We start from the raw sequence: 25,484 nt of genomic DNA, 5'->3' as shown, positions 1-25,484 counted from the left end.
TATGGCTGATGTTTCCATCACTGCTTTGGACAAAACCTATGGCACGTTTGACGTGCTCCATGGCGTCAGTTTTGACGTGGCGGATGGGGAATTCATCGCATTGGTCGGCCCATCGGGCTGCGGCAAGTCCACCCTGCTGCGGATGATTGCGGGGCTGGAAGATATCACCGGCGGCAGTATCGCCATCGGCGGGCGGGTGATGAATGATGTAGCCCCCAAGGAACGCGATATCGCGATGGTTTTTCAGAACTATGCGCTTTATCCGCATATGACGGTCGCGCAGAATATGGGCTTTTCGTTGCGGCTGCATGGCGCGCCGAAAGCGAAAATCGCCGAACGGGTCGCCAAGGCTGCTGATGTGTTGGGGCTGATCGATTATCTTGACCGGATGCCAGGCCAACTGTCAGGTGGGCAGCGCCAGCGCGTGGCGATGGGCCGTGCCATCGTGCGCCAGCCGCAGGTGTTCTTGTTTGATGAACCGCTGTCAAACCTTGATGCCGCACTGCGTGTCCAGATGCGCGCCGAAATTCGCAATCTACATGATCGCCTTGGGTCTACCTCAATTTTCGTAACCCATGATCAGATCGAAGCGATGACAATGGCTGATCGCATCGCAGTACTGCGCGATGGCTGTCTGGAACAGGTTGGGCGGCCGCTGGATATTTATGACTATCCCGCAAATGCCTTTGTCGCAGGCTTCATAGGCTCGCCCGCAATGAATATCGTGCCAGCACATGCGGCAGAGCATCATGTCACCTTTGGCTCCGACGTGCGGGTCCCCGTTAACAATAGCTACACTGGCCCGGTGCAATGGGGCATCCGGCCAGAGCACTTTGAGCTGGTGCCCGCAGAGACGCCAGACGCTATTGCGGCCGTCGCGCAGCGTGTTGAAAGTACCGGAAGTGATGAATTTGTGATGACCGCAGTTGGTGATGTGCGCTTTGACGCGCAGCTTGCCAATCGTCCCGGCGTGAAACAGGGCGATCAGATCTGGCTGCGGCCCGATCCTGCAAAATCGCATCTTTTCGATGTGCAAAGCGGGGTGCGCCTGACATGACCTTGGCTTTGGCAGATTTCCAACCGGCGCCTCAGGTCATCAGGCCGCAAACCACTGTGACCGGGCCGGCCATGCCGTTTATTGATGCCCACAACCATCTGGGGCCTTTCGGCGGCAGTTGGAGCGAAAAAGAGCCTGCCGCGTTCTTTGATCATCTGTCGGGCACGGGCTGTGTTCACTATGTCGATCTGGATGGCGGCTGGGGCGAAGATGTGCTTGATGACCGTCTGCGGCGGTTCAAAGCCTATGATCCTGATCGCTACCGTGTGTTCGGTGGGGTGGATTGGGCGCTATGGCCTGAGGAGGGATCTGCCTTTCCTGAAAAGGCCGCAGCCCGGTTGGAGGCTCAAGCGACACGCGGCGCCGAAGGTTTGAAAATTTGGAAACCTTTCGGTTTGACTGTCACCGATGATCAGGGGCAACGGGTCGGTGTTGATGACCCACGGCTTGCGCCGATCTGGGAAACGGCTGGTCGTTTGGGACTGCCTGTGCTGGTGCATGTGGCAGACCCGGTTGCGTTTTTTGATCCCGTCACACCGCAGAACGAACGCTGGGAAGAGTTGAGCAATCACCCAGAATGGTCATTCCCATTGCCCGACTACCCACCGTTTGAAACCATTATTGCGGGCTTTGCCAATCTTGTAAGCCGTCATCCCAATACGACGTTCATTGGCGCACATGTGGCCTGCTACGCCGAAAACCTCGCGTGGGTGTCGGCACTAATAGATGCATGTCCCAACCTCTATATCGATTTTTCCGCGCGGGTCGCAGAATTGGGCCGGGTCCCGCGTGCTGCAAGGGCGCTGTTTCTGCGCCATGCGGACCGGATCTTGTTTGGGATCGACAGCGGGCCGGACAAGGCCACTTACGCGATCTATGCCAGATTTCTGGAAACGGCGGATGAGTATTTTAGCTACTCGGCCGATCCCGTGCCGGGGCAGGGGCGTTGGATGATCTACGGATTGAACCTGCCCACTGACGTTCAACGCAGAATTTACCACGACAATGCCGCACAGCTTTTTGGGTTGAAGACGGCAGCACACCAATCGGGGCCTAGCAGCCACAAAGCAGCTAAAACAGAGAGGGTACTATGAGACTTATTACATCCACAGCCATCGCGCTGGCCGTTGCCGCCACAACGGCACAGGCCGAAACCGAAATTTCCTTTGCACTCTGGGGCAGCCCGCAAGAGGCAGCGGTCTGGGCATCAATCGCAGAAGCGTTTGAAGCGGCTCATCCGGATATCACCGTCAATATCGAGGTATCAGACTGGGACGGGTATTGGGAAAAGCTCCGCGTGCAAGTTGCGGGCGGCACACCGCCGGATGTTTTTGCTATGGATGCGCCCCTTTATCCCGATTGGCAGTTGCGCAACGTTCTGCTGGACCTGCAGCCCTATATAGACGCGGACCCATCTGTTCTGGATGGTGTCTTTCCTGTGACGTTGGAGGCCTATCAGACCGATACGGGTCTGTTCGGCGTGCCGCGGGATTTCCAGACCATTGTTCTCTATTACAACAAGGATATGTTTGACGCTGCAGGCGTAGATTATCCCGATGATAGCTGGACGTGGGACGATTTTCGTACGGCCGCCGCCGCACTGACGCTGGACAAGGACGGTGATGGCACGACCGATCAATGGGGGGCATGGGCCGAGGTCTATGATATGGAGCCGTTCTGGGGGCCGGTCATCTGGTCGCACGGCGGCGAGGTGGTTGACCCGGCATCGGGACAAACCTTGATCAACAGCCCCGAAGCCATGGCAGGCTTTGAGTTCATCCAGCAGGTCTGGCTTGAAGATCAATCGATGCCAACCGAAGAACAGCTTTCCCAATATGGATGGGATGGTTTGTTGTCAGGCATCGCCGCAATGGGCTTTTCGGGCCACTGGTCTGTCCCCGAGTACGCCGAAGCCGGTCTGAACTTTGATGTGGCCCCTGTGCCAATGGGACCTGCGGGGCGGGTCACTGGTGTGAACTCTGCCGGGTTCGTGATTTCAAGCGATACAGAGGCACCGGATGCCGCATGGGAGTTTGTCAAATACGCAATCTCGGAGGAAGGGCAATCGCAACTGGCCAATATCGGCCTTGCCGTTCCTATCCTCGAGGATGTTGCGCAAAGCGATGCTTATCTGGAGCAACCTGTTCAGATCAATCACGCGCTCTTTGTCGAGGCGCTTGAGTACGCGCATATGAAGCCTGTTTTCCGCGGCTATGAGGAATGGTCCGGCGCAGTTGGCGATTCTCTCAACCTGGCATGGACAGGTGAAGAAAGCCTGGCTGACGCTTTGGATGAAGCGGTCGCACTGGGTGACGACGCCCTTGCGCGGAACAACTAAGTCCGATGGGTAACCTCCGACCTATGGGGCTTGAACGGTGGTGGGTGCTGGTTTTTCTGGCACCCACGCTGGTCGGTCTGTTTGTCGGGGCCTTCGGATCCATTTTTGCCTCTGTCGGCATCAGTTTTACCGACTGGGACCTGCTGACCCCACCAACACCGGCTGGGTTCAGCAATTATGCAGGGTTGCCAGATGATCGTCTGTTCATGCGGTCGTTGGTCAACACACTTGCCTTTGCCGGTCTATACGTACCACTCACGGTTGCGATCAGTTTGTTCGTGGCCATCGGATTGAACAGATCCATTCCAGGCCTGTCTTTCTTTCGCGTCGCATTCTTTTTGCCCACAGTATCCAGCCCCACGGCAGTCGGGCTGCTGTGGACCTGGATCTATGCGCAAGACAACGGCGTGTTGAACAACATGATTACGGCGATGGGGGGCGACCCGGTCAGATGGCTGAGCCGGGACGTTGCCCTTTACTCGGTCGTGATCGTGAACGTCTGGGGGGCCATTGGCGGTGGGATGATTATCTTTCTTGCCGGGCTGCAGGCCATTCCCAAGGACTACTACGAAGTCGCAGCGCTTGACGGGGCAACAGCCTGGCAGCGTTTGTGGTTTATCACCTTGCCTGCACTTGCGCCGTCGATGTTCTTTCAGATGGTGCTGACAACGATCAACGCGTTTCAGGCCTTTGATTATATCTATATTCTGACCCGCACCGGCAACGGCAATTCCACCATGCCAACACTGGTCTTTTCGATCTACCGCAACGGCTTTCGGTTTTTCCGCATGGGCGATGCAGCCGCACAGGCCGTTGTGCTGTCTGCGATGATTATGGTGCTGACAGTCATCTATTTCCGGCTTCAGAAAAAATGGGGAGGCCAGCCATGAAACGCGACACAGCTGCGGATATGTTGGCTTTTGCGCTGCTTTTGTTCGGGGCGCTGTGCATGATCGGGCCGTTTATATGGATGATAGCCACCAGTCTCAAACCCGTCGCAGAGCAATACGACGGGCGCCTGATCCCTATAACGCCCACGTCAGAGAATTACCCTCGGCTGTTTGAGATTATTCCAATGCATCTGCTGCTCTGGAACAGCTTCAAGATCGCGGCTATCGCGACATTCGGTCAGCTTTTGACTTGTTCGATGGCCGGTTTCATCTTTGCCGTTGTGCGTTTTCCGTTTCGCAATGTGATCTTTGTTATTCTGTTAGTCACACTGATGGTGCCCGGTCAGGTCACAGCGATACCGCAGTTCGTCATTTTTAAGTTTTTGGGTCTCTATGGCACGCAAGCCCCGCTTTACCTGCCAGCCTTTCTGGGTGGGGCGTTTGGGACGTTCCTGATGCGGCAGTATTTTCTGACCATTCCCATTGAGCTGGCAGAGGCGGCGCGCATCGATGGTGCGTCACTGGCGCGGATCTTTTTCACGATCTATCTGCCTTTGGCCAAACCCGCACTTGCGGCCTTTGCGATCTTTGCCTTCATGTTTTCGTGGAACGATCTGTTTAACGCCTTGATTTACCTGCCATCCAACCTCGAAAAGACGACGTTGACCGTTGGCTTGGCGCTGTTTCAGACGCAGTATTCGGGTCAATGGCCCTTGATGATGGCCGCATCGCTGATTTCAGTTGCGCCGATTATCATTGTGTTTTTCCTGGCTCAGCGGCACTTTATTTCGGGCATCAGCATGAGCGGGTTGAAGTAACGGTTTAAGGTTGCGAGATCATCTAGCGCCGCACCGGAAGGCGGACTTTAAGTTAAGAATCTCAGAACGATGGCGCTGAACCGTTTGCTGCTCTAGGCTGTTAAATTTTGTGATTTGGGAAATGCTTCGTGTCATTCTGAACGTTATTGGTCCATGCGCACGGTCAGCTGCTCGCCTGGTTTTCCGTTACAGAATGCAATGCAGTTTTCGGCGAACATTTGAACCAGACCTCGTTTCGGTCCGTGTGCAAACCCCAACGATAGGGTCACGCCGTTTGTCCCACCGGAGATTGGAAGACAACAAATGTTACTGCCAGCATATGTTGCCGTATCCCGTGGTTTCATGTTCAACAACGAGACGCCAACTCCTGAAGCCACAAGGGATCGGACCATTTCGGTTGAATTGGCGGTTGCGACGATGCGGAGGTCTTTGCCGCCTTTTTCAAGAACGTCGTAGTAATATTCGCGTGCTGCGGGACGGTCCAATAGGATCAATGGCTCGTTCACGATTTGAGACACGCTCACTGTTTTGTTTTCCGCAAGCGGATGATTGGCCGGACATAAACAATACGTGGGTGCAAAGAGAAGCGGTTGGGTCTCGATCTGGGGATTGGGCAGGTCTTCGACAAATAGGATCATATCGAACTTGCCGTCCAGCAACCCCATTTTGACAGCGTCGTTATCGCCTTCGGTAAATGTGAGCGCCACATCCGGATGAGTAGATAAAATCTGCGCTGCAAGCGTTGGAAGGAAGGCCGGAGCGATCGGCGCGTTGTATCCGATGGCCAGGTTGCCAGAGAGACTGGCTTGCAGATCCGATACATCGCTCAGCAATGTATGATACCGTTCCAACAGGTCATCAATGCGGCGTCCAACGTCACGGCCCGCCGCCGTTGGGAATATGCCCTTCGCTCGCGCCCGGGTGACGAGCGCCATTCCAAAGGCCTTTTCAGCTTGGTCCAATGCGGCGGCGATGGCCGAGGGTGTCACATTCACGGCTTCGGCAGCCCCGGTGATGCTGCCGTTTTGCAACGCGGCTTGAACATAGCGCATGGCGCGGAGGGACAAAGTCATTTGGATATCTCATTTTTATTGAGGTATTATCTCAATAAAAACAATTTTTCAAAGGAGGGCACCTTTGACACTGTAAATTTGATCATAAATCGGAGCGCATGCTATGAAATCCAGAACCAAAGTTGTCGTCATCGGCGGCGGGATCGCCGGCTGTTCGACCCTCTATCATCTCACGCAAGAAGGGTGGTCCGATGTTGTTTTGGTGGAACGTGATGAGCTGACCTCGGGGACCACATGGCATTCGGCGGCGCAGGTGACGAACTTTGGCATGACCCAAACAATGGTTGGTCTTAAGTCTCACTCCATTGAACTTTACAAGAAATTGCGGGACGATCCGGAATACCCCATCGGGTATCATCATGGCGACGGCGGAATACGCTTAGCGAACACCGAAGAGCAAATGCAGGGTTATCGCCATTTCGCGTCCATGGCGCGGGGTATGGGGGTCGAATACGAAGTCATAGACGCGGCAGAATGCGCGCGTCGCCATCCGTTGATTTCTACGGACAACTTGCTAGGCGGACTGTGGGATGGACAGGACGGTGATGTCGATCCCGCCCAACTCTGTCAGGCGCTGGCCTTTCACGCCCGTAAAATGGGGGCAGAAGTCTACCGCAAAACTGGCGTCACGGGGCTGACACAACGCAAGGATGACACATGGACTGTCCATACCGAAAACGGCGATATTGATTGTGATATCGTTGTAAACGCAGGCGGATACCGTGTGAACGAGATCGGCGCGATGATGGGCGTCCAGCACCCCGTTGCGTCGATGGAGCACCAATATTTCGTCACTGAAGATATCCCGGCCATCGCGGAGGCGGGACATCGGATGCCGCTGCTGCGATGCCCGATTTCCGACTATTATAGCCGTCAGGAAAAAGGTGGTCTTCTTGTCGGGTTCTATGAACAGGACTGTCGGACATGGGGTATGGACGGGATCAGCCCGAACTTTTCCAATGACCTTTGCCCCGACGATCTAGATCGTGTCATGGATGTGCTTGAAGGCGCATTTGCGCGGATGCCCGCACTAGCAGAGGTTGGCATAAAGCGCATTGTGAATGGTCCGATTACCTACACGATCGACGGGGCGCCCTTGGTTGGCCCGATACCAGGCAAACGCAACGCCTTTTGCATCATTGGACTGCGCGCAGGGCTGGGCGAAGGGGGCGGCCATGGATGGTTGCTGGCGCAGCAAATCGTGCATGGCGAAGCCTGCTATGACACCTGGGTCATTGATCCGCGACGGTTCACAGGGCATGCGACTGTTGAGTTAACAGCGCTCAAGGCGATAGAAGACTATCAAAACGAATTCCGCTTCCATTTCCCGCACGAACATCGCCCCGCCGGACGCAATGCAAAGACAACACCGCTCACCCCGATTTTAGCTGCAGAGGGCGCTGAATTTACAGTGGTGAATGGGTGGGAACGTATTGACTACATCAAGCCTTCCCCTGATTTCCATCCCTCACTTAGTTTCAACTTTGATGAAACTTTCGATCTTGTTGCAGCTGATGTTGCCAATGTCGCAACGAATGTCGGGTTGACCGAGGTCAACGGGTTTAATCGGATTGAAATCACTGGGACGGAACGCCACGCGTTTTTGGATCGCATGATGTGCGGGACGGTCACGAAACGTGATGGGCGCGTCGGGCTGGGGTATCTGCTGAACGAAAGGGGCTGCGTCAAAGGCGAGGCCACGGTTGCCAATCTCCCCGCCTCTGACCGCGGGCCAGCGCGGGTGTGGTATGGATCTGCTGCGGCGTCAGAATATCACGACATGGATTGGCTGACCTCACATCTGAACCCGGATGAAGACGTACAACTGCGCAGTCTGACCAACGAACAGACGATCCTGGTCTTGGCAGGGCCAAAGTCCCGGGCGGTCCTTTCTGATTGCGCACGCGGAGATTGGTCGGCCAAATCGTTTCCGTGGTTGTCTGTCCGGGAATGCACCATCGGTTTCGCACCAGCCATCGTCATGGGTATCAGCTTTTCAGGTGAATTGGCTTATGAAATTCATGTCCCGAATGCCTCGCTTTGTGCAGTCTATTCGGCATTGAGAGAGGCGGGTAAGGCACATGGGTTGAAGCTCTTTGGTGCGCGGGCTGTGGACTCGATGCGCATGGAAAAGGGGTTCTTGCACTGGAAAGCGGATCTTATTACAGAATTCGACCCGTTCGAGACCGGTCTTTCTAGATTTGTGAAGACTGAGAAAGATGACTTCATCGGCAAGGCCGCGCTACTCCAGCGTCAAGCCGAAGGGCCAAAGCGTAATTTGGTGACACTGAAGATTGATGCGGTTCATGCACCGGCACATCCAGGTGCGTCGCTCATGCAAGGCGACAAAGTCGTCGGAACAATTACATCCGGCGAATATGGCCACCGTGTTGCGATGAATCTCGCTTATGCGTTTGTCGATGCCGATTTCGCCGGCACTGGTTCAACACTGCAACTCGACCTGTGCGGCGAAGCCGTCACGGCAATGGTTATTGATCCATCCCCATACGATGCAACCTTCGAACGGATGCAAAGCTAACGAACAGCCTCAACCACCACCAAAAAGCAGGCATCCGTACGCTTGTTGTGAAACCACACTGTTTCCTGCGATTTATGAATGCATGTACGTTCCAGTTGTGCGCTTGCGGCGAATGTACGGAAAGCGGGCTCCAACCGCGGCATCGCGGGCAGGTGGTGAATGCCTGCTAAGCCGAGAGAATATAACCTGACGCATGGCCCGAAGAGTGGGTATGGGGCGGGGTCGTCCTACAGTTTGACGTATTGTAGCCCCACGGGATCTGCTATGACCGCGGCATTCGCGCATCTTGTAGATTACAGTAGTTGAAGGAAATGATGTCCACCAAATTATTGATATTGGCTTTGGCGACTATTTGTTGCCTAACCGGCTGCGCGCGCCAATCACAAACGGGCAGGGCGCCCGCATCTGCATCTGATATCAATTGCATGGCGCGAGCGATGTATTTTGAATCTAACCGCTCTAGTCGGGATGGAATGATCGCGGTCGGAAGTGTTGTGATGAACCGTGTGCAGTCTGACGATTTCCCGAACACAGTATGCGCTGTCGTCAGTCAGAAGAACCAGTTTGCACCGGGCGTGATAAGCAAATCCTTCGACGGGCAGGGGCAAACACTGGCCGAGGCATCAGCGCGTGCCGTACTGGCTGGCGAGTTGCACCCGAACATCGGGGGCGCAAGATTTTTTCACGCCGCATGGTATGACGCCAATTTCAACAATATCCACTATGTCCTGACGACTGGTGGGAACGCTTTTTATGAGAAGCGGCGACCTGAGAATGTGACCTCGCCAAACCCGTTGCCTCAGGTTGAAGGCATCACAGGCTATGGCGTATGAATACCATAACGGTGTTGTGCGCGAAGCCCAACGGCTGAAGCGATCGACAACTGCCATCACAACAAGTGGCTCAGGCGGGTAGGAGATTAACGCCGAAACGCCCAAGCAGGATCAAGACCCGCCGCCTCAAACTTACGTCGCAGGACAGGAGGGTCTTGGGCTTTTCGATCTTTTTCGCTCGCCTCGCGATGAAGGTGAGCGCCAAGGAGACCAAAGCCAAGCAATCGCAATCTCAACGGCGTTTGCGACGTCCGTTGTTGCTCCGATCCCCATGACGATACTCCATTGCTGCTTGATCAACAGAGAAGTATGACACTTCTACTTTGCAGATGTGAGACATTCTAACTTTTGCAGCTACAACATTTAGTCGCATAATCAGTATTATGTAATATATTTTAAAGTCAAAACTGACATCACCTTACTTAATCGAGTGAAACTTCGCGCCTGAAGGTCTTGGGAACTCGTGCTTTTTCTTGATCTATGCCATATTTGATCAATTGGCGCCCAATATAGCTACCAGGCGGACACAAGCCATCATGACGTGCGGCTGAGAGTTTCTTGATTGGCGCCCACATGTGGATCGTGTGGCTGTCCGCCGTCAAATACTGCAGTGTCTTCATTGGCCGCTTAAACAGGACGCGTCGTTCTTTGAATGGCACAGGATACAGAACGTCAAGGCTTTTGGCGTGTGTATACTCGCCTGTCGCGCGCGCAAATGCCGTGATCCCAATGGGCCCCCAGATGCCCCAAGGCAGCTCACCCACATGCATTGGGTCGCCGGCTGCAGCGCGTGCTTTCATCTCTGCCTGAAAACGGCCCGAGATCCACGCAGGCTGTGGGTACTCATCGGTCATGAAATCAAGCATTTCGTGCAGGATCAATGACGTGGGCGGCAAGCGTAGGATCGCACCGTTGATGCGCCACGCCTTGGCGTTTCGATACTTCTCGTAGCCAAAAATATAGGGATCTTCAAAATCGAGCGGTTTGAGGCAAAAAACATCCGTGTCGATGTAGATGATCTCGGGGATGGTCTTGATCATATGAAACCGGAACAGGTCGGAAAAAAGTGCAACGCTTTGCGACCGGCTGTGCAAGACAAAGTCGTCAGTGGCAACAATTTCACGACCGTCGCGGACTTTAACGCCATCGGGTACGTTTTTGACTTCGCCATAGGTGAACAACAGCACTTCATGGCCGTGTTCGACAAAGGATTTCAGGCACAATTGTTCAAGCCAGGTCAAAGATCCACCGATCCAGAGTGCACCAATTGTTGGAAGCTTTGACATGCATAGACCTGCGGCTGGTTGCTGCGCTTTGTGTTTTAGCTGCTACTGCTTGTCAAGCAGATGGCAGTAGCTTGTGCTATGGTCGTCTTAGGTTTGCTGGGCTAAAGAACAAACCAGCTTGTCGAATACAGCGATACCATGAGGCACAATGCAAAAACAAACACTGACGACGGCAGAGCGCCTTTGTGCGGCATATGATCTGAACTTTGCAGATGTCTTTTCACAACAGTTCCGGATTGAAAGGCAACCTTGTAGGCCCCTGCCCGGGTTCAGCCATCACAACTTTGGCAAATGGGCATTAGCGACGGCAGCTGGTTTGCCGTGCGCAGTTAGTGACACGCAAGAAAGCGATACGCGCATCGCCTTGCTTGGGATCGCGGTTGATTGCGATGGCGCCGTCGTTACAACGCGGCATTTGACCAAACAGGTTTCGGCTGATGCCGCCATCTCTTACCTGAATGCATGTGCGGGTCGGTTTATATTTCTAATCACGACACCAAAGTTTACGCGCCTCTATGTCGATGCTGCTGCCAGTCTTGGGGCGGTTTATGATCTCAAAGACAAGAGCATTGCCGCGACCTTGAACCTTGTTTTAACACGCGACACAATCATCAACGATGATTACCCGCTAACTAAGCTTGCAATGGCATCTAAAGCCCGGTTTGCGTTTGGGCATACGGCCGACAAATATGTCAAACGAGTGCTCCCAAACCACTATCTGGATATGGACACGTTGGCACAGCATCGGTTCTGGGACGGTGCGCAGGATATCATCGATATCAAACCCGCCGATGAAGCCCGCGCGCTTGATGAGATTGCAGAGAGACTGGCACAGATCATGGCGAGCCTTTCCAATCACTTTCCAGATACCAAATTGCCAATCACGGGTGGTCTGGATAGCCGCGTTTTGTTGGCGTGCGCCAAACCGATTGTAAGCCAACTGTCGCTGTACTCACATGCTGAAAATATGATGAGCCGAAAGGACACGCGGATCGCTGGCAGGTTAGCAAGTATCATGGGACAGCCGATGGCCGTCTATGATCCAACAAGAAATCCGGATGTTGCCATCGATGACGAATCCCGGCTTACGATGCTTAGTAATGCTGGCCGCATTGCAAATGCCGAGGGAGACATTGAGACACCCATCCCATCGGTCCGCCTAAGTACTCTCAATGCAGTACCAGAAGGCGGCGTCGTTGTGCGCGGGAACGTGGGCGGGCTGATGCGTGCAATGCCGTGGCGTCGTGAGATCGCCCGGTACAAAAATGGCAAACCTCTTCGCGTACAGTCTGGTTTACGCTTAATGATGCTGACCGACAGCGAGACGCTGAATGCACTGCCTCCGTCGGATCGCATGAAACTTACAGAGGCCTATGAAAACTGGTACTCGGCATTCTCTGGCACGGCCGCAGAGCGCGCCTATGATTTGCAGTTTGTCGAGCAATTCATTTCCCACGGGCAAGGAAACCATTTCTACTCATTTACCCACAACTTCTATCTTCACGCCTATTGCGACCGAAAATTCATTACGCGGATAATATCTTTACCGCCCGATCGCCGCGCCGAGCTTCGCTACACAGAAGCGATCATATCTGCTCGGGCGCCGGAACTTTGTGCGATGAAGTATACACGTAAAAATGTGACCATGCGGTTGAAGGAAAATAGAGCTGAAGACCCAAACTGGTTCTTATCTTAGGGGCCCGATTCAAGGCCCGCGCTCCCTAGCGTTTATGATAACTGACCTGAAAAACAAAAGCCCCTGACATCTATGACCTCATGCTATCGACTTGCATATCGCTGCGTGCCGCCTTGATCCACGCCCCAGCATGACAGCGGAGGTCTTGCCGGACACCAACGGTCTTATCTTGATCAGTTGTATGCCGAATGCGCGATCGATGGCCAAAGGCTGGTATGCCAGTTCAAATTCTGCAAGCGCTTAGCATGCGTCAGGCCCCTGCCCCAAGTCCCGATATCGTTACGACACACTTGAATGATCACGTCAATCAAGCCATCACGGGGGCGGCCTAGGGAGAATGACCACAACAATGAACGACGATGACGCTGAACTGGACACGCCCGATGACGAGGTCCCGCCGAGCATCGCAGAGCCGCTTTGGTTTGCTGAACTGTCGCCGGGTGGGACTGGCGAAGGCTTCTTTGAAAAGACGTCGCGTCATGCGCTGATGTTCGTGCGACGCGCGCGCCCGGTATTGTTTGTGTCATTTGATAACCTGTCAAACGTCGGGGATAAAAGCCCGGAGCGCGGGCCTTGGGCGTATAAATTTGCGCGCGATTTGTCTGTTTCGCACCTTGGCGTCATGGCTTACGGCAAGATGTGGTATCGCGATGCAGATTTGATCTCCCGTATGCAAAAGCTGCGTGATGAAGGTTTCTTTGAGCCCTATGATCGTGTCGTGTTTTCAGGCTCTTCCATGGGTGCATTCGCAGCACTTGTTTTTGCCTCTTTGGTGCCAGGCGCACATGTTCTGGCGTTTAATCCACAATCAACACTCGATCCCGCGCTGGTCCCTTGGGAAGAGCGCTATTGGACAGGCCGTCGGCAGGACTGGACCCTGCCCCTTGGTGATGCGCGCGATGCGCTGTCAGAGGCTGGCCCAGTGAGTGTGTTCTACGACCCCTATTTCACGCCGGACCGTCGCCATTTCGAACGGATCGTCGGGCCCAACGTGACGGGCTACAAATGCTGGTTTTCGAGCCATAAATCCGCGGTGTTCCTACGCAAGATTGATGCACTCAAACCGATTATGACGGCGGGTTTGCTGGATGAAGTTACGCCGGATATGTTTTATCATCACTACCGCAGGCGCCGCGAATTGCGCTGGTACGCGGGGGCTTTGGCAGATTACTATACACAAAAAGGACGTGAAGACATGGCCCACCGGGCGATGAAAAACTTTCGCCAGCTCAAACGTGCGCGGACTGCCGAAGGCAGAGACCCAGAATGACTGATCAGATTTATACAATTGTGACCACGATGAAGAACGAAGGCCCGTTCATTCTGGAATGGATTGCTTATCATCGGTCGATTGGCTTCACTGACTTTACCGTCTTCACAAACGACTGCGATGATGGAACCGACAAGATCATCATCCGCCTTGAGGAACTGGGCGTCGCCACCCATGTGGTCAACCGGCTGAAACCCGGTCAAAGCCCACAACGCAAGGCGCTGCGCCGTACGCAGTGGCATGACAAAACGCAAGAGGCCGATTGGCTGATGTGCGCGGATGTCGATGAGTTTCTGATGATCAGAGTGGGTGACGGCCATATTGATGATCTGATGGCAGCCGTCGGCGATGTGGATGCGATATCCTTTTGCTGGAAGCTGTTCGGACATGGGCAGATCGAAGGGTTTGAACCGGGCTTTGTGACCGAGCAATTCCTATGGGCGGCTCCCGAAGACAGCTATCCCAATCAGCGCGCGTCAGGCATGAAGACAATGATGCGCAACAACGATAAATTTGTGCGCCTTAAAATCCATCGCCCTCTTGTGGCCGATGACCCCAAAGACCTGCGCTGGGTTGATGCCGGCGGTCAGCAGATGCCGGCGCGATACCTGCGATCGAAATGGTCTGCCCATCGTGGATTCTCGCATCAATATGCGCGGTTGCATCACTATGCTGTACGCTCAATCGACAGTTTTCTGGTCAAGCGTGACCGCGGGCGCACAAACCATATCAACGCAGATCAAGGCATTGATTACTGGCAATCGATGAACACGAACCACGCATATGATGATACAATCCTTGCCCGGCTGCCTGCCGCACGGGCTGAATACGACAGGTTGATCGCCGATCCTGTTCTGGCACAGCTTCATGCCGCTGCATGTGATTGGCATATCGCCAAGATCAAAGAGCTGAAAGCGCGCGAAGGTTGGCCGGAATTCCGCGCGCAGATCGCGGGTATTGATCATGGTGCGGCATGGCGCGAAAACCGCACTGATGACTGAACCCTATACAGTTTTGCATGGTGGCTTTCACAAGACGGCCTCGACCTTTTTGCAAAAGTCCTTACAGCGCAACAAAGGAAGACTGAAAAAGGGCGGCGTATATTATGTGCCCCACCGGGACTTGCGCAAGAAATTCACGGTGCCGTGCCAACAGAATGCCTATCAAGCTATTGGTGTCAAACGCAAAACAGTGATCAGTGACGCCGAGCTGCAAAAAATGACAAGCGCGTTCTTTCAGCCGGTTCTCCGGGATAAGCCACAACGGCTTGTTCTTTCCGATGAAAACCTTGCCGGGCATTGTGGGAACTGCGTGAAGACAGGACAGCTTTATAGGTATCGTGGCGCCTTCATGGCGTCCTTCGCGAAATCAACCCCCTACCCTGTGCGTGAAATATATCTTTCCGTACGCAACTACGCCGATTTCTTCGCCGCGGCATATGTCGAATATTTCCGCTCACTTCAGGAAGATAGTTCGCAGATCACCACCACACAAATCATGCGTACGCGTCTTTTCAATCATATGCCCGGCTGGAACGGTGTGATCAACGTGGTGTCGCGGCATTTTCCGGATGCGCAGATTTATGTCTGGCGGTTTGAGGATTTTGTGGCCGATGAAACGATGGCACCCGCCCTGCTACAACGACTGATTGGTCACACGGTTGACGTGCAAACATTCGATGCGCCGCGCGGCAATAGCAAAAGGCAATCCGCGTCGGCCCGCGCTATGGCTGAGCTAGAACTGCTCGCGGTGACCGAAGGGCTGCCCAGTCTGGTGGCGCAGCGTCAGGACATTCAAAACCGCTATCCACGCAACGCTCAGAATGGGCGGTTTGATCCGTGGATGCCATGGGAACGTGCGCATCTGGACAGGCTATATGTCGATGACATCGAAAGGCTTGGCACGAACAAGGCGGTTACCCTTCTTGATCCGGCTATGTTGCATGGCGCAAACACACTGCCGTGACGAGATAAAATCCATTTTGACCAATTGTTTAAAGCTGCTAGAGACGTGCCATGACTTGTTCCATCCTGATCCTGAATGGCCCCAATCTGAACCTGCTTGGCACACGCCAGCCCGAGGTTTATGGCCCAACGACCCTTGCTGATATTGAGGCACTTTGTCAGGCAAAGGCCACCGATCTGGGGATCGATCTGACGTTTGCACAAAGCAATCACGAAGGTGAACTTGTCGATATGTTGCACGATGCGCGTGGCATACATGCCGGGATTGTCCTGAATGCCGGCGCCTATACCCATACATCCGTGGCGTTGATGGACGCGATTTCCAGCATTATGGTGCCAGTGATTGAACTGCATCTATCGAATATCCACGCACGCGAGGCGTTCCGGCAAAAATCCTATATCGCGCCGGTTGCCGTCGGCCAGATTTGCGGCTTTGGTGCTGCAGGATATCCATTGGCGATGGATGCCCTGCTGTCTTATATCGGAGAGGCTGCATGACCTCTCTTGTGGCGCATCTTGAGCAACTGACGAATGCGAGTACGGTTGAAGATCTATGGGATATCCACACCCGCCAGATGGAAACCTACGGCTTTGATCGGCTGATGTATGGGTTTACGCGTTACCGCACCTCAACAGGTCTGGGTGATCCGCAGGATTGGGTGCTTTTATCGACGCAGAACCCTGAATACATGAAGGTTTTTTTCGATGAAGGCCTTTATTATCATGCTCCGATGATCCGTTGGGCATTGGCCAATGACGGTGCTTGTAGCTGGCGCTGGATGATGGATATGAACCGTGTTGAAAACCTGACGCAAAGCGAATTGCGCGTCATGGAATTCAACAAATCAATGGGTGTAACGGCGGGGTACACAATCAGCTTCCGCTCAATATCAGAGCGGACAAAAGGGGCTATCGCCTTGACGGCCAAAGCCGATCTTACGCAAGATGCGGTAGAGCAGACTTGGGCCAAGCATGGTGACGAAATCATCGTGATGAATAACGTCATGCACCTCAAGCTGCTGACCCTGCCCTATTCTGGCGACCGTAGCCTGACCAAGCGCCAGCGCGAGGTTCTGCAGTGGGTCGGCGATGGGAAGACAACGCAAGACATCGCCCTGCTCTTGGGCCTGACGCCTGCAACGGTAGAAAAGCACTTGCGTCTGGCCCGAGAAGCGCTTGACGTTGAAACCACTGCGCAAGCCGTGCTGAAGGCGGCCTTCTATAACCAGATGTTTGTCGTGGATCAGAATGCTGTCTGAGTAATCATGTTGCGTGTGACTTGGCGTCAAATTTTCTAATGTTTGTCCAAATGGTCAGGTTTCCCATACTTTCATATCTCCGCGTTAAATGAGACCTTACCCATGTTCCGTGAGTGGTGGCCTTAGGCCTGGGAACGTGGGGTGATATTCCTTGTAATTACAAGGCTCTGTAACCTTATTCCGGGAAACCGGGTGTTGGCGTGGCAGTTTTTTGTCACGTCAACACAAGCGATACGAAGCTGGCTCCTCGTCCCGAAATTGGACCAGCAGATCATCGTGTGATGTTAGTTGTGTGTTTGACTGATGTTGCTCTTTTCTCCCCTGAAAAGGGAAAACGGCCCGCGCGTGTGTATATTGCGGGCCGTTTTCTTATTTTTCCGATAAAGTTCTGTTTACGCAAAATCGAACAGTAAATATTCAAAATATTCCGGAGAGAGGTCGAGCGGGTTATCATAAGACGTGGTGACCGGTCCATCCGCACCGTATTCTGTTAAGCGCGCAGCCCAGTTTTCGCTATTTGGATCATGCAAGCCTTCACTATCAAATTCCAAAAAGGCCGTAAGAACACCGGCATCGAAGATCTCAAAGGTCGCACCGCTGTCATCGAATTCGATACCTTTGAAGCTGACGTTCCCATTGTCATCATAAACGGTTTGCTGAGTGTCCCAATTCTTGAAGTTGAACGTATCTTGCTGGATCGTTGACACCCGTTGTCCCGCATCGAACTCCTCAAACTTTTCGCCGCCGTCGTCAAAGGTTGTTGTCCGTTGGGTTATTTGGCCATTCTGATCGTACTCGGTCAAAATTTCGTCCCATGACTTGATGTCATCTACATCAGCCTGAGCCATAAAGTATTTTTGACCCGCATCGAAGACCTCAAGCTTGTGCAAGCCATTGTCGAAAACAGTCTCGCGAATGTCGATCTCGCCGTTTTCATCGTAGCTGGTGTAAATCTCCTGCCACGTTTTCGCGCCCCCATCCGGCGCAGGCACACCGTCGAAGCCGACGTTATCAAACTGCGTCGTCGATGCGCGGACGCCGTTGTCAAACTCTTCGAATTTGGTCACCCCATTGTCGAAAACAGTCTCGCGGGTGTCGATCTCGCCGTTTTCATCGTAGCTGGTGTAAATCTCCTGCCACGTTTTCGCGCCCCCATCCGGCGCAGGCACACCGTCGAAGCCGACGTTATCAAACTGCGTCGTCGATGCGCGGACGCCGTTGTCAAACTCTTCGAATTTGGTCACCCCATTGTCGAAAACAGTCTCGCGGGTGTCGATCTCGCCGTTTTCATCGTAGCTGGTGTAAATCTCCTGCCACGTTTTCGCGCCCCCATCCGGCGCAGGCACACCGTCGAAGCCGACGTTATCAAACTGCGTCGTCGATGCGCGGACGCCGTTGTCAAACTCTTCGAATTTGGTCACCCCATCGTCGAAAATGGTCTCGCGGGTGTCGATCTCGCCGTTTTCATCATAGCTGGTGTAAATCTCCTGCCACGTTTTCGCGCCCCCATCCGGCGCGGGCACACCATCAAAGCCGACGTTATCAAACTGCGTCATCGATGTGCGGATGCCGTTGTCAAACTCTTCGAATTTGGTCACCCCATCGTCGAAAATGGTCTCGCGCTCGGAGATCGCGCCACCAAAGTCAAATAAAGTGGTGATGGTCTCCCAGCTGAAGACGTCAGCTATGTCATCGCGCTCGGATGAGATGCGGACACCATCCGAAAAGTCAGTCATTTGCACCACGCCGTTGTCGTAAACGACATTCTCTGAAATGCGTGCGCCGTTGCCGTCGAATGTGGTGTCAATAAAATCCCAATTCTTGGTTTGGGAATAATCATAGCGTGTTTCGCTCACCCCTTGCAGGAAGATATCAAGCGAAATGAGACCGTTGTCCAACTTGGTCGTCCGCGTGGCGATGTTACCTTCCGCATCATGGGTGAGTGTAATTTCTGCCCACGGCTTTGCGCCATCGCCGAAGAACCCATCTTGCAAAAGGGTCTGCGTGCGGATGCCATTTTCAAAGCTTTCCGTCACTCGTAGATCGTCGGCGTAAACCGTACCGATAGAGGTGGGTTGGCCACTCATATCATATTCGGTGAAACGATTTGTGAAACCTACGGTTTCAATGGTGCCTAGATTGATGTCACGCACAAGAATGCCATTTTCGAATGTGGCGATTACCTCATTGCCAATGTCGAAAAGAGTGCGCGTTGACACGACCAGCCCGGTATCGGTGTCAACTGTGGTTTGAATACTTTCCCATGAAAATTCGTCGTTGGTGTCAAATATGGTGGATTGCTGGAGTGTCATAGTAATCCTCTGGTTGAATACTCATACCATTCATTTACTATTACGACGCGCCCGTTAACCAAAATATTCGAAACAGTTTAATGCTGAAAAAGAAACAGCCCGCAGGCTGTGCCGACGGGCTGTTTGTGTGCATTTGTCAGTAATTTAGCCGTTCAGCTTGGCCACTTCTGCGGCGAAATCTTCTTCGACTTTTTCGATGCCTTCGCCGACTTCAAGGCGGACAAAGCCAGTGACCTCAACGCCCGCTTCTTCGGCTGCTTTCGCAACGGTTAGGTCAGGGTTCACAACGAACTGCTGGTTCAGCAATGTGACTTCGGCCATGTATTTCTTCATCCGGCCAACGATCATCTTTTCGATCACAGCTTCTGGCTTGCCGCTTTCGCGGGCGATGTCCATCTGGACCTGCTTTTCTTTCTCAACAACAGCCGGATCAAGATCAGCCTCAGACAGGGATGCAGGGTTAGCAGCGGCGATGTGCATTGCAACCTGACGGCCGAATGCTTCGTTATCGCCGGTCATCGCGACCAGAACACCGATGTTACCCATGCCGGGCGCGGCTGCGTTGTGCACATAGTTCACAACGGACTCACCTTCGAGGGCAACCATACGGCGCACGGACATGTTTTCACCAATCACGGCGACCGCATCAGTCACAGTCTGTTCGACTGTCTTGCCGCCCATGTCTGCGGCTTTCAGGCCGTCGATGTCAGAACAGCCCAAGGCGACATCAGCGATGCCAGCAACCATTTTCTGGAAGTCAGCGTTCTTGGCGACAAAGTCAGTTTCAGAGTTCACTTCGACCGCAACACCTTTGCCGTCCTTGACAGCCACGGCCACGAGGCCCTCAGCAGCCGTGCGGCCAGATTTCTTTGCAGCCTTTGCGAGGCCCTTGGTGCGCAGCCAGTCAACGGCGGCTTCCATGTTGCCATCGTTTTCTGTCAGCGCCTTTTTCGCGTCCATCATGCCTGCGCCTGTGCTGTCGCGCAGCTCTTTCACCATTGCAGCGGTGATTGCCATGTTACTTCTCCTTTGGAGGTATTTCGGGGGTGCGGGCGGGGCGCGTGGCCCCTGCCCTATAACTTACTCGGCGGGTGCTGCTTCAGCAGGTGCGTCTTCTGCAACTACTTCTTCTGCCAGCTCTTCCATCTCGCCCATGTCGATGCCAGCGGCACCCATCTGTGCGGTCATGCCGTCAAGGGCGGCGCGTGCAGCCAAATCAGTGTAAAGCGCGATGGCGCGTGCGGCGTCATCATTGCCGGGGATCACATAGTCAACGCCTGCGGGTGAGCAGTTGGTGTCGACGATTGCCACAACCGGGATGCCCAGCTTGTTGGCTTCGGCGATGGCCAGATCTTCTTTGTTGCAGTCGATGACGAACAGCAGGTCAGGAACACCGCCCATTTCGCGAATGCCGCCCAAGGATGCTTGCAGTTTGCCCTGCTCACGCTCCATGCCCAAACGCTCTTTCTTGGTCAGGCCGGCGAAACCGTTTGCAGAGGCTTCATCGATTGCCTTCAGACGATTGATAGACTGCGAAACTGTCTGCCAGTTGGTCAGCGTGCCGCCCAACCAACGGTGGTTCATGTAGAACTGCGCAGATTTTTCTGCCGCTTCCATGATCGGCTTGGCTGCCTGACGCTTGGTGCCAACGAACAGTACGCGGCCGCCTTTGGCCACTGTATCACGCACAACCTGCAGCGCCTGGTCCAGCATTGGAACAGTTTGCGTCAGATCCATGATGTGGATGCCGTTGCGTGATCCGTAAATATATTGATCCATCTTTGGGTTCCAGCGCGCTGTCTGGTGGCCAAAGTGTACGCCTGCTTCAAGCAGCTGACGCATGGAGAACTCGGGTAAGCCCATGTCGTTTTTCCTTTTCCGGTTTCAAGCCTCAGCGGGGGATCAGCGTTTTGCCAACCGGTGGATCCTTTGGGATGTCTCCCCATCGGACCCGCCCCCGCTTGCGGGATTTAGTGCGCGCCGTATATGAGAGGTTTTGCGCCTGCGCAAGCGTTGTATTGTGTGTTTTGACGGCTTTTTGGGGCCAAAACTAACCCCTTGTTACAAAAACGCCCGTGCGATGAACCAATAGACACCAATGGTCGCGATAAAGATGGAGGCTGGTACCGCAACAATCTGGCGGTAGGCATCAACATTGTCGCGCAACTGGATTGCCGCCAAGCAGAGTATCGCCATTGCCGGCATCGTTATTGCCAGCAGCAATGGCGCGTTCTCCAACACTCCAAGCGGTGCTGCAAGCAAGCCAGAGATGCCATCGGTGTTTGTGACCAGCAGACCCAGACCGACAAGGAACAAGACACCGTAGATCACCAATCCCCGGGCAACCTCATTCTCACCCCGGTCGATCCGCAAGGCTTGCCAGACGAACAGGAACATCACTGCGATTACAGCAAGTTGTCCGACCTCAACCCCGACATTAAAACCGATGAGTGCCGCGACAAATGTATCCTCCGGCAACCCGAATTCGGCCAAAACCGATGCAAAGCCGAGCCCGTGCAGCAAACCGAAGATAAAGATGACAAAGGGGCGCCATGGGCTGATCCCCTTCATGAATATGTTTTCAATCGCGACATAAGCGATAGAGAGTGCGATCAGAGGTTCGACGATATCGATAAATGCAATATCATATGTGCTTTGCGTGAAATCATCGATGAATTGCGTATACCCAAGCGCCGCAAGCGCCAGTGTGATGGTATGCGCCACCGTAAAGAGCGACACTTGCAAAATCAGTGGCCGGAAACGTGCTGCCAAAAAGAAAAGACCCAGCACAAATAGGATGTGATCGAGCCCCTTGGGCACGATATGATCAAAGCCTACAGGGATATAATTGACAAAGGTTGCAAACCAGCTGGCCTGCCCGCCACCGGAAATCGATATCGGAGCGGACAGCGCCCCTGCTTCAAGGTAGCCGTCATAGGGGAGCGGAACATCCATCTGCCGCAGTACCAAGACACCAAATTCAGGTGCCCAGCCCATTTGCACGGTTTCGGCCCCGTCCGGCAAAGCGGCGCTAAATGAGAACACCGAAAAGCGTACGACCTCAACATCACCAATAGGACCGACACTGACCGATGTCAGCGCAAGCGTTAGCGGTGCGCCGTCAGCCGTCAGCGTGATACCTTGCGCCATTTGCGGCCAAAACGCCTCAAACCGTGCGGCAAGTGTTTCGGGTGGCAGTGCGCGCAGCTCATCATAGGTGGCCGCTTGCGTGCTTTCGTTGGTGTCCGCGGTCTCGGTCAGGTCGATGCCTGCGATAAAGGTTTCAAGGTTTGCACTGATCTCAAACGAGACCTCATTATCGATCACGCGCATATCCGCGATTGAGGGAAACACCTCATGCGCCTGCGCCATTGACAGGGTTGTGATCCACAACAGAACTGCGGTTGACAACACGCGCAGAAAGGCCACCCTTAGATCAACGACAAAGGAAGTTTTCATGCGCGTTCTAGCCCTCATTTTCAGCCTTATTGCAGCGCCTGTAGTGGCTCATGAATTCTGGATAGAACCGACCGCTTATCAGGTTAGCGCGGACACTAACTTGGAGGCAAACATTGTCAATGGGCAGGAATTCACAGGTGCTAAACTGGCTTATCTGCCGCAACGATTTGTCAATTTTGTTCTCTTTGCAGGCGAGGCTTCGGCCCGTGTTGAAGGCCGCCCCGGCGATATGCCAGCCTTGCAACAAGCGCCTGTGGCCGACGGGCTGAATATCGCAGCCTATCAGGCAACCAATTCTGTTGTTTCTTATGAAACTTGGGAAGAATTTCAGACCTTCGTGACCCATAAAGACTTTGGCGATGTGCGCAGCTTGCACGATGCACGCGGGCTGCCCGACAACGGCTTTACCGAAGTCTATTCCCGCCACGCCAAAACGCTGATTGGTGTCGGTGATAGTCAGGGGGCAGATCGCCGCGTTGGATTGGAAACCGAGATTGTGGCCCTCACGAACCCCTATACCGACACTCTGGATGGTGGGTTTAGCGTGCAGGTATACTACCGTAATGACCTGCGCCCCGACACGCAAGTCGAGGTCTTTGAGAAAGCCCCCGACAGCCGCGTGACGATATCCCTATACCGTACCGATGCTGATGGGATCGCCACCTTTCCGGTGAAGCCGGGCTATTCTTATATGGTGGACGCAGTGGTCCTGCGGGAACCAAGCGAAAGGCTGGCCGCACAATCTGGCGCAGTTTGGGAAACGCTTTGGGCCAATTTGACCTTTGGAGTGCCTGAGTAAGGCTTGCCCTTGTCCTTTTGCTGGGCCAGAAGGCTGGCATGACCCGGACCCCTGATATTATTTGCATCGGCTCTGTGCTGTGGGACGTTATAGGACGATCCGCAAGCCATATGCGCGTTGGGTCTGATGTGCCGGGGCGGATTACGCGGCTTCCTGGTGGTGTTGCAATGAATATCGCGATGACCCTGCGCCGCTTTGGCATGTCCCCTGCCCTGCTTACGGCCATTGGCCGTGATGCTGCGGGCGAAGAGCTGATCGGTGAAGCCGCGCGTATGGGTATGATCTGTGATCATGTTTACAGGTCAGAGGATTTGCCGACAGACGTATATATGGCCGTTGAGGGTGCGAATGGGTTGGTAGCCGCCATTGCTGATGCGCATTCGTTAGAGGCTGCAGGTGAAAAGATTTTGCGCCCCTTGGCTGATGGCACATTGGGGTCAGAGGCGACCCCATTTGCAGGGCCTGTCGCACTCGATGGCAACCTGACCGAAGAACTGCTGCAAATGATCGCGGCCTCACCGCTTTTTGCGGCGTCTGACTTACGGGTGGCCCCTGCCTCACCGGGTAAGGCAGAGCGGCTATTGGCGCTGTTGGGTCATCCGTCTGCCACGCTTTACGTCAACCTCGAAGAGGCCGGTTTGTTGTGTCAGACGACCTTTCCCAATTCGGACGATGCCGCACGCGCACTCATCGCGCGCGGGGCGCATCGGGTTCTGGTCACTGACGGGGGGAGTTCTGCATCCGAAGGCACTGCCGCTGATATCATCACACAGATCCCACCTGCCGTGATGGTCACACGCGTGACTGGCGCAGGTGATACCTTCATGGCTGCCCATATCGCATCAGAGGTGCAAGGGTTGGATCGCGCGGCGGCGTTGACCCGTGCGCTTCATGCTGCTGCCACTTATGTTTCCGGAGAGACACCCCTATGATCGCTATCCACTACAGCGCTGAGGTCGCGCAGGCGCGCAAGACAGGTGCACCTATCGTGGCCCTCGAAAGCACGATTATCACCCATGGGATGCCGTTTCCGCAAAATGTCGAAACGGCCAGACTGGTAGAGGCGGATGTACGCACAGCAGGTGCCACACCTGCAACCATCGCAGTGCTGGATGGTGCATTGCATGTGGGGCTTGAGGCGGATCAGCTGGAGGTATTGGGTCAGGCGCAAAACGTGGCCAAGCTGTCGCGTGCGGATATGGCTGCCTGCATGGCGACGGGCGGCACAGGGGCCACAACGGTGGCGGCGACAATGATTGCGGCGCATCTGGCGGGTATTCACGTCTTTGCGACAGGTGGTATTGGTGGTGTGCATCGCGGTGCAGAAGACAGTTTTGATGTCTCGGCAGATTTGCATGAGCTGGCACAAACGCCCGTGACCGTTGTGGGTGCGGGTGCAAAAGCGATTCTTGACCTGCCCAAGACGTTTGAAGTTTTGGAAACGCTGGGCGTGCCGGTCATTGCCTACAGGCAGGATGTGCTGCCTGCGTTCTGGTCAGCCACATCTGAAATTCCCGCCCCCTTGCGGATGGATCACGCCACCGATATCGCCAAAGCCCAACAATTGCGGACTGAGATGGGTCTGCAAGGTGGGCAGTTGGTCGCCAATCCAATCCCCACCGAGGCACAAATCCCGGCAGATGAGCTCAAACCCGTTATTGCGCAGGCTTTGCAAGAGGCGGAAACCCAAGGCATCAGCGCCAAGGCGGTCACGCCATTCCTGCTTGGGCGTATTTTTGAACTGACCGAGGGCCGGTCTTTGACCGCCAATATCGCCTTGGTGCGTAATAACGCGCGTCTGGCTGCCCAAATAGCCATCGCTATGGCGAAATAGCGCAACCATTGCCGCCGCATAGCTTGCTGTAGCGCACACCACGACATAAGTGTGCAT

Annotated in this window: 22 protein-coding genes; 16 read left to right on the top strand and 6 right to left on the bottom strand. The window is 54.3% G+C overall.

The genetic code is table 11. The features are described from left to right. Position 1 precedes the first annotated feature (1 nt). Genes BC777_RS03455 through BC777_RS03435 form a run of 5 tightly spaced genes read left to right on the top strand, consistent with a single transcriptional unit; the run spans position 2 to position 5,103 of the window. Positions 2-1,057, top strand: coding sequence for an ABC transporter ATP-binding protein (locus tag BC777_RS03455; protein ID WP_100367981.1), 1,056 nt, complete (start codon positions 2-4; stop codon positions 1,055-1,057). Next, positions 1,054-2,151, top strand: a complete 1,098-nt coding sequence (locus BC777_RS03450; RefSeq protein ID WP_100366748.1) for an amidohydrolase family protein — start codon at positions 1,054-1,056, stop codon at positions 2,149-2,151. The genes BC777_RS03455 and BC777_RS03450 overlap by 4 nt, the downstream gene beginning before the upstream one ends. Beyond that, positions 2,148-3,395: an ABC transporter substrate-binding protein gene (locus BC777_RS03445; RefSeq protein WP_100366747.1), complete on the top strand. Its 1,248-nt coding sequence runs from the start codon at positions 2,148-2,150 to the stop codon at positions 3,393-3,395. The genes BC777_RS03450 and BC777_RS03445 overlap by 4 nt, the downstream gene beginning before the upstream one ends. 5 nt (positions 3,396-3,400) lie before the next feature. Then, positions 3,401-4,285 carry a carbohydrate ABC transporter permease gene (locus tag BC777_RS03440; protein ID WP_100366746.1) on the top strand — a complete coding sequence of 295 codons (885 nt, stop codon included), beginning with the start codon at positions 3,401-3,403 and terminating at the stop codon, positions 4,283-4,285. Next, complete coding sequence (locus BC777_RS03435) at positions 4,282-5,103, top strand: carbohydrate ABC transporter permease (protein ID WP_168769064.1); 822 nt, start codon at positions 4,282-4,284, stop codon at positions 5,101-5,103. Before BC777_RS03440 ends, BC777_RS03435 begins: the two co-directional genes overlap by 4 nt. Before the next feature lie 143 nt (positions 5,104-5,246). Here the strand turns inward: BC777_RS03435 and BC777_RS03430 are convergent, their stop codons facing one another. Continuing rightward, on the bottom strand, positions 5,247-6,176 hold the full coding sequence (locus tag BC777_RS03430; RefSeq protein ID WP_100366744.1) for a LysR family transcriptional regulator: 930 nt from the start codon (positions 6,174-6,176) through the stop codon (positions 5,247-5,249). A gap of 103 nt (positions 6,177-6,279) precedes the next feature. On the opposite strand from BC777_RS03430, the gene BC777_RS03425 reads away from it, so the two are divergent. Together BC777_RS03425 and BC777_RS03420 are read left to right on the top strand one after the other, a co-directional pair. Further along, a complete protein-coding gene (locus tag BC777_RS03425) occupies positions 6,280-8,715 on the top strand; it encodes a GcvT family protein (RefSeq protein WP_100366743.1) in 2,436 nt (811 codons plus the stop codon). 437 nt (positions 8,716-9,152) lie between these two features. After that, a complete protein-coding gene (locus BC777_RS03420; protein ID WP_375342412.1) occupies positions 9,153-9,548 on the top strand; it encodes a cell wall hydrolase in 396 nt (131 codons plus the stop codon). 422 nt (positions 9,549-9,970) lie between these two features. On the opposite strand, the gene BC777_RS03415 is transcribed toward BC777_RS03420, so the two are convergent. Next, positions 9,971-10,834 carry a glycosyltransferase family 32 protein gene (locus BC777_RS03415; RefSeq protein ID WP_100366742.1) on the bottom strand — a complete coding sequence of 288 codons (864 nt, stop codon included), beginning with the start codon at positions 10,832-10,834 and terminating at the stop codon, positions 9,971-9,973. 415 nt (positions 10,835-11,249) lie between these two features. On the opposite strand from BC777_RS03415, the gene BC777_RS03410 reads away from it, so the two are divergent. From BC777_RS03410 to BC777_RS03385, 6 genes are all read left to right on the top strand, one after another. Next, positions 11,250-12,530 (top strand): hypothetical protein, encoded by a 1,281-nt coding sequence (locus BC777_RS03410; RefSeq protein ID WP_133122507.1) that lies wholly within the window; start codon positions 11,250-11,252, stop codon positions 12,528-12,530. A gap of 349 nt (positions 12,531-12,879) precedes the next feature. Beyond that, complete coding sequence (locus BC777_RS03405) at positions 12,880-13,800, top strand: hypothetical protein (protein WP_100366740.1); 921 nt, start codon at positions 12,880-12,882, stop codon at positions 13,798-13,800. Continuing rightward, complete coding sequence (locus BC777_RS03400; protein WP_100366739.1) at positions 13,797-14,801, top strand: glycosyltransferase family 2 protein; 1,005 nt, start codon at positions 13,797-13,799, stop codon at positions 14,799-14,801. The genes BC777_RS03405 and BC777_RS03400 overlap by 4 nt, the downstream gene beginning before the upstream one ends. Continuing rightward, positions 14,794-15,765 (top strand): hypothetical protein, encoded by a 972-nt coding sequence (locus BC777_RS03395; RefSeq protein WP_133122506.1) that lies wholly within the window; start codon positions 14,794-14,796, stop codon positions 15,763-15,765. The genes BC777_RS03400 and BC777_RS03395 overlap by 8 nt, the downstream gene beginning before the upstream one ends. A gap of 50 nt (positions 15,766-15,815) precedes the next feature. Further along, positions 15,816-16,262, top strand: coding sequence for a type II 3-dehydroquinate dehydratase (gene aroQ / locus BC777_RS03390; protein WP_100366737.1), 447 nt, complete (start codon positions 15,816-15,818; stop codon positions 16,260-16,262). After that, entirely contained in the window at positions 16,259-17,023 is a 765-nt protein-coding gene (locus tag BC777_RS03385) for a LuxR family transcriptional regulator (RefSeq protein WP_100366736.1), read from the top strand. The genes aroQ and BC777_RS03385 overlap by 4 nt, the downstream gene beginning before the upstream one ends. A 392-nt stretch (positions 17,024-17,415) precedes the next feature. Here BC777_RS03385 and BC777_RS03380 read toward each other — a convergent pair whose 3' ends face one another. The 4 genes from BC777_RS03380 to BC777_RS03365 form a co-directional block, all read right to left on the bottom strand. Continuing rightward, a complete protein-coding gene (locus BC777_RS03380) occupies positions 17,416-19,335 on the bottom strand; it encodes a hypothetical protein (protein WP_100366735.1) in 1,920 nt (639 codons plus the stop codon). A gap of 144 nt (positions 19,336-19,479) precedes the next feature. Next, positions 19,480-20,352: a translation elongation factor Ts gene (gene tsf, locus BC777_RS03375; protein WP_100366734.1), complete on the bottom strand. Its 873-nt coding sequence runs from the start codon at positions 20,350-20,352 to the stop codon at positions 19,480-19,482. 63 nt (positions 20,353-20,415) lie between these two features. Further along, positions 20,416-21,198, bottom strand: a complete 783-nt coding sequence (gene rpsB, locus BC777_RS03370) for a 30S ribosomal protein S2 (RefSeq protein WP_100366733.1) — start codon at positions 21,196-21,198, stop codon at positions 20,416-20,418. 198 nt (positions 21,199-21,396) lie between these two features. Next, positions 21,397-22,794 carry a HupE/UreJ family protein gene (locus BC777_RS03365; RefSeq protein ID WP_311135465.1) on the bottom strand — a complete coding sequence of 466 codons (1,398 nt, stop codon included), beginning with the start codon at positions 22,792-22,794 and terminating at the stop codon, positions 21,397-21,399. On the opposite strand from BC777_RS03365, the gene BC777_RS03360 reads away from it, so the two are divergent. Genes BC777_RS03360 through BC777_RS03350 form a run of 3 tightly spaced genes read left to right on the top strand, consistent with a single transcriptional unit; the run spans position 22,793 to position 25,427 of the window. After that, the gene (locus tag BC777_RS03360; RefSeq protein ID WP_245834138.1) at positions 22,793-23,593 is read left to right on the top strand and encodes a DUF4198 domain-containing protein; all 801 of its coding nucleotides are present in this window, start codon (positions 22,793-22,795) and stop codon (positions 23,591-23,593) included. The genes BC777_RS03365 and BC777_RS03360 overlap by 2 nt on opposite strands. A gap of 38 nt (positions 23,594-23,631) precedes the next feature. Further along, on the top strand, positions 23,632-24,525 hold the full coding sequence (locus BC777_RS03355; protein WP_100367978.1) for a PfkB family carbohydrate kinase: 894 nt from the start codon (positions 23,632-23,634) through the stop codon (positions 24,523-24,525). Beyond that, entirely contained in the window at positions 24,522-25,427 is a 906-nt protein-coding gene (locus BC777_RS03350) for a pseudouridine-5'-phosphate glycosidase (RefSeq protein ID WP_100366731.1), read from the top strand. Before BC777_RS03355 ends, BC777_RS03350 begins: the two co-directional genes overlap by 4 nt. Positions 25,428-25,484: the final 57 nt, after the last annotated feature.

Origin of the sequence: Yoonia maricola, assembly GCF_002797915.1 — a bacterium.
Taxonomy (GTDB): domain Bacteria; phylum Pseudomonadota; class Alphaproteobacteria; order Rhodobacterales; family Rhodobacteraceae; genus Yoonia; species Yoonia maricola.
The sequence above is the reverse complement of the archived record's forward strand: the minus strand, read 5'-3'. Positions and strand labels throughout refer to the sequence as shown.

Bases quoted from the DNA above. Each gene is read 5' to 3' on its own strand.
- BC777_RS03455 (WP_100367981.1), top strand. From the start codon at position 2: ATGGCTGATGTTTCCATCACTGCTTTGGACAAAACCTATGGCACGTTT.
- BC777_RS03450 (WP_100366748.1), top strand. From the start codon at position 1,054: ATGACCTTGGCTTTGGCAGATTTCCAACCGGCGCCTCAGGTCATCAGG.
- BC777_RS03445 (WP_100366747.1), top strand. From the start codon at position 2,148: ATGAGACTTATTACATCCACAGCCATCGCGCTGGCCGTTGCCGCCACA.
- BC777_RS03440 (WP_100366746.1), top strand. From the start codon at position 3,401: ATGGGTAACCTCCGACCTATGGGGCTTGAACGGTGGTGGGTGCTGGTT.
- BC777_RS03435 (WP_168769064.1), top strand. From the start codon at position 4,282: ATGAAACGCGACACAGCTGCGGATATGTTGGCTTTTGCGCTGCTTTTG.
- BC777_RS03430 (WP_100366744.1), bottom strand. From the start codon at position 6,176: ATGACTTTGTCCCTCCGCGCCATGCGCTATGTTCAAGCCGCGTTGCAA.
- BC777_RS03425 (WP_100366743.1), top strand. From the start codon at position 6,280: ATGAAATCCAGAACCAAAGTTGTCGTCATCGGCGGCGGGATCGCCGGC.
- BC777_RS03420 (WP_375342412.1), top strand. From the start codon at position 9,153: ATGTATTTTGAATCTAACCGCTCTAGTCGGGATGGAATGATCGCGGTC.
- BC777_RS03415 (WP_100366742.1), bottom strand. From the start codon at position 10,834: ATGTCAAAGCTTCCAACAATTGGTGCACTCTGGATCGGTGGATCTTTG.
- BC777_RS03405 (WP_100366740.1), top strand. From the start codon at position 12,880: ATGAACGACGATGACGCTGAACTGGACACGCCCGATGACGAGGTCCCG.
- BC777_RS03400 (WP_100366739.1), top strand. From the start codon at position 13,797: ATGACTGATCAGATTTATACAATTGTGACCACGATGAAGAACGAAGGC.
- BC777_RS03395 (WP_133122506.1), top strand. From the start codon at position 14,794: ATGACTGAACCCTATACAGTTTTGCATGGTGGCTTTCACAAGACGGCC.
- aroQ (WP_100366737.1), top strand. From the start codon at position 15,816: ATGACTTGTTCCATCCTGATCCTGAATGGCCCCAATCTGAACCTGCTT.
- BC777_RS03385 (WP_100366736.1), top strand. From the start codon at position 16,259: ATGACCTCTCTTGTGGCGCATCTTGAGCAACTGACGAATGCGAGTACG.
- BC777_RS03380 (WP_100366735.1), bottom strand. From the start codon at position 19,335: ATGACACTCCAGCAATCCACCATATTTGACACCAACGACGAATTTTCA.
- tsf (WP_100366734.1), bottom strand. From the start codon at position 20,352: ATGGCAATCACCGCTGCAATGGTGAAAGAGCTGCGCGACAGCACAGGC.
- rpsB (WP_100366733.1), bottom strand. From the start codon at position 21,198: ATGGGCTTACCCGAGTTCTCCATGCGTCAGCTGCTTGAAGCAGGCGTA.
- BC777_RS03360 (WP_245834138.1), top strand. From the start codon at position 22,793: ATGCGCGTTCTAGCCCTCATTTTCAGCCTTATTGCAGCGCCTGTAGTG.
- BC777_RS03365 (WP_311135465.1), bottom strand. From the start codon at position 22,794: ATGAAAACTTCCTTTGTCGTTGATCTAAGGGTGGCCTTTCTGCGCGTG.
- BC777_RS03355 (WP_100367978.1), top strand. From the start codon at position 23,632: ATGACCCGGACCCCTGATATTATTTGCATCGGCTCTGTGCTGTGGGAC.
- BC777_RS03350 (WP_100366731.1), top strand. From the start codon at position 24,522: ATGATCGCTATCCACTACAGCGCTGAGGTCGCGCAGGCGCGCAAGACA.